This is a genomic window from Chroococcidiopsis sp. (genome assembly GCF_051657925.1).
Taxonomy (GTDB): Bacteria; Cyanobacteriota; Cyanobacteriia; order Cyanobacteriales; family Chroococcidiopsidaceae; genus Chroococcidiopsis.
In genome coordinates, this window is sequence record NZ_JBOFLP010000282.1 from 1 (window position 1) to 6,975 (window position 6,975).

Consider the following 6,975-nt stretch of genomic DNA (forward strand, 5'->3'; position numbering starts at 1 on the left):
ATCAGTAATTCTCTGCACCAGCCCTTGATAACCGTAGTAAGTATCATTAGGATTCTTAACGCGCACAGTTGCTCCTGGCAGAATCATAGCTTTTCCTCTTTGTTAACACTGATAATTTAAATTTTCTCTTATAAGTGTAGTGATGTCAGTTATTAGTTGTCAGCGATTGGTTGTCAGTTATCAGTTATCAGTTATCAGTGAGTGGTGGGTGACGAAAGGATGTAGGGCGTGGGGTGAGAGTGGTAATAATTCTCCTCTGCTTCCTCTGCTTCCTCTGCTCCTCAGCTCTCTTCTCTCCCTCACCCCTAACTCCTCACTCCTCGCCCCTTTTTCTTTAGACGATGGTTGGCGACGGATTGCACGATGCCGATCGCAATCCAATTAGTCAGCAGTGCCGATCGCCCGTAGCTCATCCAAGGTAAGGGAATTCCCGTGACGGGGGCAAGCCCAATTGTCATGCTGATATTGACGATGATTTGGAACACAATCATCGAAAATACGCCGATGACGAGGAGGGAACCAAAATCATCTTTCGCACTTTGGGCAATGAGTACCAATCGCAAGCAAATCAACCAAAAGATAAATAGTAAAACAAGGCAACCAATAAAGCCCCATTCTTCGCCTACTGCTGAAAAGATAAAGTCCGTATGCTGTTCGGGAATGAAATTGAGTTGGGTTTGCGTGCCTTGGTAAAGTCCTTGTCCCCATAATTGCCCGGAACCAATAGCAATTCGCGATTGAATCAAATGATAACCGCCGCCGAGGGGGTCTTTTTCTGGGTTGAGAAATAAAATGATGCGGTCTTTTTGATAGTCTTTGAGCAATCCCCAGAGAATGTGTCCTAGTTCTCCTGCCAGAAAGTTAATTCCGATCGCTCCAACTGCCGACAACCACCGCCAAGGCATAGTCGCAAGCGCGATCGCTCCCATTGCTACTGCCCAAATACACCAGGCTGGTAAATAGACGTTAAATAAGACAACTGCCACGATGGGGGAAATTAATAGGATCAGCCAACCAGGATTGACATTACCCCAATAGAGCATTCCGAGAGTTATTGCCCCAAAAACCAAAGATGTCCCCAAATCTGGCTGTGCGAATACTAAAACCCAAGGCACAGATGTAACTAACAAAGCTCGAAGCAGGCTAGGAATTTTCCCCGCGCTACGAGATTGTAATAATGCTGCTAGGGTGATAATCATCCCAACTTTGGCAAATTCTGAAGGTTGGAGATTAAAGCCAGCAACACTAATCCAGCGTTGAGCGCCTTTGGCACTGATTCCAGCTAGCATGACCGCAATCAGAGATATGTTCGTGAAAGCATAAGTCAGCCAGTGCCAGCGCAGGAGAAAATCGTAGCGACAAAGCGATAGAAAGAAAGCCAATGCCAATCCCACGCCACCAAACAGCCAATGCTGCCACCAGTCGGTAATTCCTTGGTTTAACTCTGCACTGCGAATGGAAATACCACCAAATATTGTGATGCCTACAGTCAGCGCTAACAGCCACCAGTCTACCTGCTGCCAAGGGGCAAGCAGTAATTTCCAAGGAACAGAAAATATGAATCTTTTTAACAGCATGGACGAGGATTGGGGATAGGGACAAAATACGACTAATTCATGGTTCCCTTTTCATAGTCTAAATTTAGCTTTTTTCCCTCACTCCTCACTCCTCGTCCCTCACTCCTAAGTTAATGCCGCTACCGAGACTTTACCCGCGATCGCCATTGCTACTGCCATTAAAGCTTTAGCAGAGGCAGACTCAGGCTCAGCAACAACAATGGGAATACCGCGATCGCCTCCTTGACGCAGGGAAATTTCTAACGGAATGCAGCCTAATAAGGGTATGCCTAGTTCTTTAGCGGTTTTTTCCCCACCACCAGAACCAAAAATGTCGTAGTGTTTATCTGGCGCGTCGGGGGGAATAAAGTAGCTCATATTTTCCACAATTCCCAATACTGGAACTTGCATCTGTTGGAACATCCGCAAGCCTTTGCGAGAATCTAACAATGCTACATTTTGGGGTGTTGTGACAATCACCGCACCCGCCATCGGTACGGCTTGCGTTAATGTGAGTTGAGCGTCTCCGGTTCCCGGTGGCATGTCTACGATCAGATAATCCAATTCTCCCCACTGGACTTGATAGAGAAATTGGCGAATAATCCCATTGAGCATAGGTCCCCGCCATATTACAGGCTGATCTTTGTCAATGAGAAAACCCATCGAAACTAACTTCACACCGTGATTGAAAACCGGATCGAGAACCTCCCCTTTCTCGCCTTGGCGTACTGCTACCTGTGCTTGTTCTAGTCCCAGCATAGTAGGCGCGTTAGGACCATAAATGTCTGCATCCAACAATCCTACTTTTGCCCCCGATTGTGCTAAAGCAACGGCAACGTTGACTGCGATAGTACTTTTACCCACACCACCTTTACCGCTAGAAATTGCCAAAATATTTTTCACTCCAGCAATTCCCGTGCGATCGGGTAAACCTTTCTGTTGCGGCGTTTCTGCTGTTACGTCTACCGCAACTTCGGTGACTCCTGGTAGCTGCTTGACAGCTTTCTGGCAGTCTTCAACAATAAATTCTCGTAACGGGCAAGCTGGAGTTGTCAAAACCAAAGTGAAGCTGACTTTGCCATTGTCAATTTTGACATTGCGGATCATGTTCAGTTCTACTAGGCTTTTGCGGAGTTCCGGATCTTGCACGGGGCGCAAAACTTCTAATACAGAGCTGGTACTAAGGGTATCGAGCATGACATTCTTCACTCTCTAAGGCTGCTTTGCTATCTATTTGCATCTTAGCGGTCAGCGTAGAGTGAAAGTCGATCCATCCCCAAGGCTTTGTCAATGGTGTGAATGGTGAAATGGTTATGAGTCAGTCGAACTTATCGCTGATTACAACCAACCGCGCAACCAATAAATGACAATTCCGATGTATTCTTTGAGAGTTTGAGTGAATAAAAATAAACTGCTAGCGTCTGGTAACAAACTCAGTAATTTAGCTTCGGGCGAACTTGCTAGCTCTTGAAACTCTTGAGTAGACACTTGAAAATCAGTGGGAGCGGGAATAGCAGCTATTCCCAAATGATTGAAGATTGACAGCGATCGCGGCATGTGCATTGCTGAAGTGACCAATAAAATCTGGCGAATACCTCGCCGTGTCAGAATTTGACGCACGTTAACTGCATTTTCGTAAGTATTGCGAGAGTTGGGTTCCTGAACTATTGCCAATTCTGGTACGCCCATGTTCTTCAGTAACGCTGACATATCAGTTGCTTCAGCAGAATCATTCCCATACCACTCAATTCGTCCTCCACTGAGAATTATTACAGGTGCTTTACTCTGCTGATAGAGATAAGCAGCATAGAGGAGGCGATCGCCACCTTCCGTCACCTCTACAGTCGGGCGCGGTGGTGTTGACGTTCTGGTGACACCACCCAAAACCACGATCGCATCGGCAGTTGGTACGGGATTGAGTGGCAAATGCTGCCACTCTAGCGATCGCGCGAAAGAACGAGCAGCCCAGCTATTACCCCCTACCAATAAAATTATGAGAGCAAGGGCAATTGCGATCGCCGCCCCGCGCGTTTTTTTACCCCACAACAACAGCACTAACCCCACCACCAAAAGCACGCAGGCTATTCCCAACGGGTAGAGAAATAGTGGTAGCAGTTTCGATAGGAAGAGGAACATTGTAGTGGTAGTTGGTAGTTGGTAGTCGATCGTGATTAACTTACGAATTACGAATTACGACTTCAATTGGGGTTCCACAGGCTGTGTCGTATCAATCGTGGTAACGTAGGGCTTTTCGGTGTCAGTAAAAGGCTCGGCAGTGGCTTGCTGGGACTCTAATAAGTCAACAGTAGCATCGGCAATGTCTCCAGTACGCTGTTGCAGTCGCTGACGCAAGACTTCCACTGGTGCGGTACAGTGGAAAATTTGTAGAGGAATTTGACGAGATTCTGCTTGGGCGATCGCCTCTTGACGTAAAGCGGTGCGATCGTATTTGGCATCTAAAATGACTGTAAAACCCTCATCTGCTAGCAGTACTCCTAAATCTAAAAGCCTTTGATAGGTTTTTTGATGCCATTCAGCAGTATAAATTTCATCGCCGCCGCGCTGTTCTAAAGCAATTCCGGCTAAATGTTTGCGAACGGCATCAGAACGAACGTGAATTGCCCCTAGTTGTCGCGCTAGTTGCTTTGCTACCGTACTCTTACCCGCACCCGATAGCCCAGACATGAGAATCAACTTGCCTTGACGGGGTTTGGTATATTCCCAAGCTTGGCGATAGTAGTTTGCTGCTGTTTTTGCCGACTCTTCCTTGACAGATGCGGGTACGCCTGGATCGTCCAACAAAAATGAGTTGACTTTGGCACGCACGTATGCTTGACGGCTGAGGTATAAAGGATAGACTTGCAATCCGTCCCAATCACCTGTTTGCTCTAAATATGTATTTAAAAAGATATTCCCTAAGTCTTTGCGCCCCCGTGCCTCAAAATCCATCACGGCAAACGCCACGTCATACATTACGTCTACAAATCGAAATGGTTCGTTAAATTCAATGCAATCAAATAATAAAATTTTGTCATGCCATAGACAAATATTTTGCATGTATAAATCGCCATGGCACTCGCGAATAAAGTTGCCTGCCATGCGGCTTTTAAATAATGACTCTTTCTCCGCAAAAAACTTATCTGTATACGCTTTTGTTTCGTCAAACTGGTTTTGTGTCTGTGCTTTGCCAATATATTTTTCTGATTGCTCGTAGTTCTCGTCAAAAGCTTGACGGACTTGAGCTACTTCCCCAAAACTACGAATATAGTCGTTAGTTGCAGCTTTTTCATGATATTGTGCTACAACTCTCCCTAAGTCAACCATTAGTTTTTCGTCAATTCTCCCCTGAGAAAACATGTTAATTAATAACATATCTTGAGGAAATTGACGCATTTTTAATACGTATTCTACAGGCTCTCCCGTACCTCCTAGTTGGTACTGTTGTTTGTTTTTAGTAATTGGTAAAACTTCCAAATAAAGCTCGGCTGCGCCTCTTTGATTTAATCGTAATTCTTCTTGACAAAAATGCTTTCTTGCCTCCAGCGTTGAATAGTTTAAAAAACCAAAATTCATCGGCTTTTTCACTTTATAAGCATACTCTCCAGTTAATAACACATAAGAAATATGCGTCTGAATCAGTTGAATTGGTTCTTGCACTGGATGAGGGTAAAACCCAGGTTGCATCATTTGTTGAATCGAAGCGGGAATTGAAGCTGCTGTCATTTCTTTCCTCTGTGTTTTCTAATATTCCCCCCTTTCTCAGGGGGGTTAGGGGGGATCGCAACTGCAAATAAAAAACCAGGAGTTTCCCCCTGGTATTATCGGCAATTCTACTCAAGTTGTCAGCTATTATTCTGCTTCTGCATCAGATTCTGATGCTGATTCCGTTCCTGCCTCTGCTTCCAACTCTTCTACCGCAGCTGCGGTTGTCTTCTGCGGTGATAAAACAGTCACAACTGCTTGTTCTGTGTCGCCTAAAACTGTTACCCCTGACGGTAAAACTAGTTCGCGAACGTACAAGCTATCGCCTACGTGTAGGTTAGAGATGTTAATCTCGATCGCCTCTGGGATACTATTGGGATTGCAACGAATCTGCAAGCTTGTTGCCAGCGTATCGACAATTCCGCTTTCTTGCTTTACGCCTACCGCATCGCCAACAAAATGTAGGGGTACTTCTACATCCACAGAATCTTGCGCCGCAACGGCAAAGAAGCTGATGTGGTAGAGCTTTCCCTTATAGGGATGAGATTGTACTTCCCGTACCAGAGTTTTACCACGCCAAGGAATATCGGTGATGTTTAGATCGATGATGGTGTTGTTGACAGAAGCCTTTTTCAGCATTGTTTCTGCTGTTTTAGCATTCATGACTAAAGAAATTGCTTCTGTACCTTTATGTCCGTAAAGGTTTGCTGGAATCATACCACCGCGACGTAAAGCATTGGGTTGACTTCCCTCTGGGCGTTTTTGACACTCAACTGTAAGTTCCATCTTTGTTGTTAATTGTTAGTTGTTAGTTGTTGGTTGCTAATGTAGGGGCGTACATCTGTACGCCCCTACAACTGACGATTCGCTACTTAGCTAGCTGAGACGGGCGTGCCGTCAGCGTGCAATAAAGCGCGTTTGGGTCCGTGGATTGGGTCTTCCACGATGATAGTTTGGTCGCGGCTAGCGCCGAGAGAGACGATTGCGATCGGTACTTCCATCAACTCTGCCAGAAATTTCAGGTAATCGAGCGCTTGTCTAGGCAGATCGTCTAACGTGCGACAATTAGCTGTCGATCGCTGCCATCCTGGTAAAGTTTTATAAATCGGGCGGACTTTGGCAAATTGACGGGCGTTGCGAGGGAAGTGTTCGTAGCGATCGCCGTCGATATCGTAAGCGACACAAACTTTGATTTCTTCTAGCGTGTCGAGGACATCTAATTTTGTAATCGCCAAACAGTCTATTCCATTTACCCGTACGGCGTAGCGACCGATTATCGCGTCAAACCAGCCGCAGCGCCGTTGCCTTCCGGTAGTCGTGCCAAATTCTGCCCCGCGATCGCACAAGAGTTCCCCTAGTTGTCCGTCTAATTCTGTGGGGAATGGACCTTCTCCTACCCGCGTCGTGTAAGCCTTTGCTACGCCAATCACGCGGTCGATTGCCGTGGGACCTACCCCTGTCCCAACGCAAGCCCCTCCCGCGACGGGGTTAGATGAGGTGACGTAGGGATAAGTGCCGTGATCGAGATCCAGCAGCGTACCTTGAGCGCCTTCAAATAATATGTTTCGCCGCCGTTGGATCGCATCGTAAATTTTCAGCGAGGTATCGACTACGTGGGAACGCAAACGTTCTGCATAACCCAAATATTCGTCAATGACAGCTTCTGGATCTAAGGGTGGTAGATTGTAAAGTTTTTCGAGAATGACATTTTTATATT

At 46.2% G+C, this 6,975-nt stretch carries 8 protein-coding genes; all 8 read right to left on the bottom strand.

From position 1 onward, the window contains the following. A partial coding sequence (locus ACRC32_RS23155; protein WP_438556196.1) for an NAD(P)H dehydrogenase subunit NdhS occupies window positions 1-87 on the bottom strand: 87 nt, incomplete at its 3' end. Window positions 88-180: 93 nt separating this feature from the next. Beyond that, complete coding sequence (locus tag ACRC32_RS23160) at window positions 181-303, bottom strand: hypothetical protein (RefSeq protein WP_438556189.1); 123 nt, start codon at window positions 301-303, stop codon at window positions 181-183. Window positions 304-305: 2 nt separating this feature from the next. Then, on the bottom strand, window positions 306-1,577 hold the full coding sequence (rodA, locus tag ACRC32_RS23165; RefSeq protein ID WP_438556190.1) for a rod shape-determining protein RodA: 1,272 nt from the start codon (window positions 1,575-1,577) through the stop codon (window positions 306-308). Between the two features lie 105 nt (window positions 1,578-1,682). After that, window positions 1,683-2,753: an Mrp/NBP35 family ATP-binding protein gene (locus tag ACRC32_RS23170; protein WP_438556191.1), complete on the bottom strand. Its 1,071-nt coding sequence runs from the start codon at window positions 2,751-2,753 to the stop codon at window positions 1,683-1,685. A gap of 141 nt (window positions 2,754-2,894) precedes the next feature. Continuing rightward, window positions 2,895-3,692 (bottom strand): YdcF family protein, encoded by a 798-nt coding sequence (locus ACRC32_RS23175; RefSeq protein WP_438556192.1) that lies wholly within the window; start codon window positions 3,690-3,692, stop codon window positions 2,895-2,897. A 54-nt stretch (window positions 3,693-3,746) separates the two neighbouring features. Beyond that, complete coding sequence (locus ACRC32_RS23180; RefSeq protein WP_438556193.1) at window positions 3,747-5,279, bottom strand: AAA family ATPase; 1,533 nt, start codon at window positions 5,277-5,279, stop codon at window positions 3,747-3,749. Between the two features lie 126 nt (window positions 5,280-5,405). Further along, window positions 5,406-6,044, bottom strand: a complete 639-nt coding sequence (locus ACRC32_RS23185; RefSeq protein WP_438556194.1) for a 50S ribosomal protein L25/general stress protein Ctc — start codon at window positions 6,042-6,044, stop codon at window positions 5,406-5,408. 86 nt (window positions 6,045-6,130) lie between these two features. Continuing rightward, on the bottom strand, window positions 6,131-6,975 hold an 845-nt coding region (locus ACRC32_RS23190), incomplete at its 5' end, for an adenylosuccinate synthetase (RefSeq protein ID WP_438556195.1).

Excerpts from the sequence above, each read along its gene's own strand:
- rodA (WP_438556190.1), bottom strand. The coding sequence starts at position 1,577 with ATGCTGTTAAAAAGATTCATATTTTCTGTTCCTTGGAAATTACTGCTT.
- ACRC32_RS23170 (WP_438556191.1), bottom strand. The coding sequence starts at position 2,753 with ATGCTCGATACCCTTAGTACCAGCTCTGTATTAGAAGTTTTGCGCCCC.
- ACRC32_RS23175 (WP_438556192.1), bottom strand. The coding sequence starts at position 3,692 with ATGTTCCTCTTCCTATCGAAACTGCTACCACTATTTCTCTACCCGTTG.
- ACRC32_RS23180 (WP_438556193.1), bottom strand. The coding sequence starts at position 5,279 with ATGACAGCAGCTTCAATTCCCGCTTCGATTCAACAAATGATGCAACCT.
- ACRC32_RS23185 (WP_438556194.1), bottom strand. The coding sequence starts at position 6,044 with ATGGAACTTACAGTTGAGTGTCAAAAACGCCCAGAGGGAAGTCAACCC.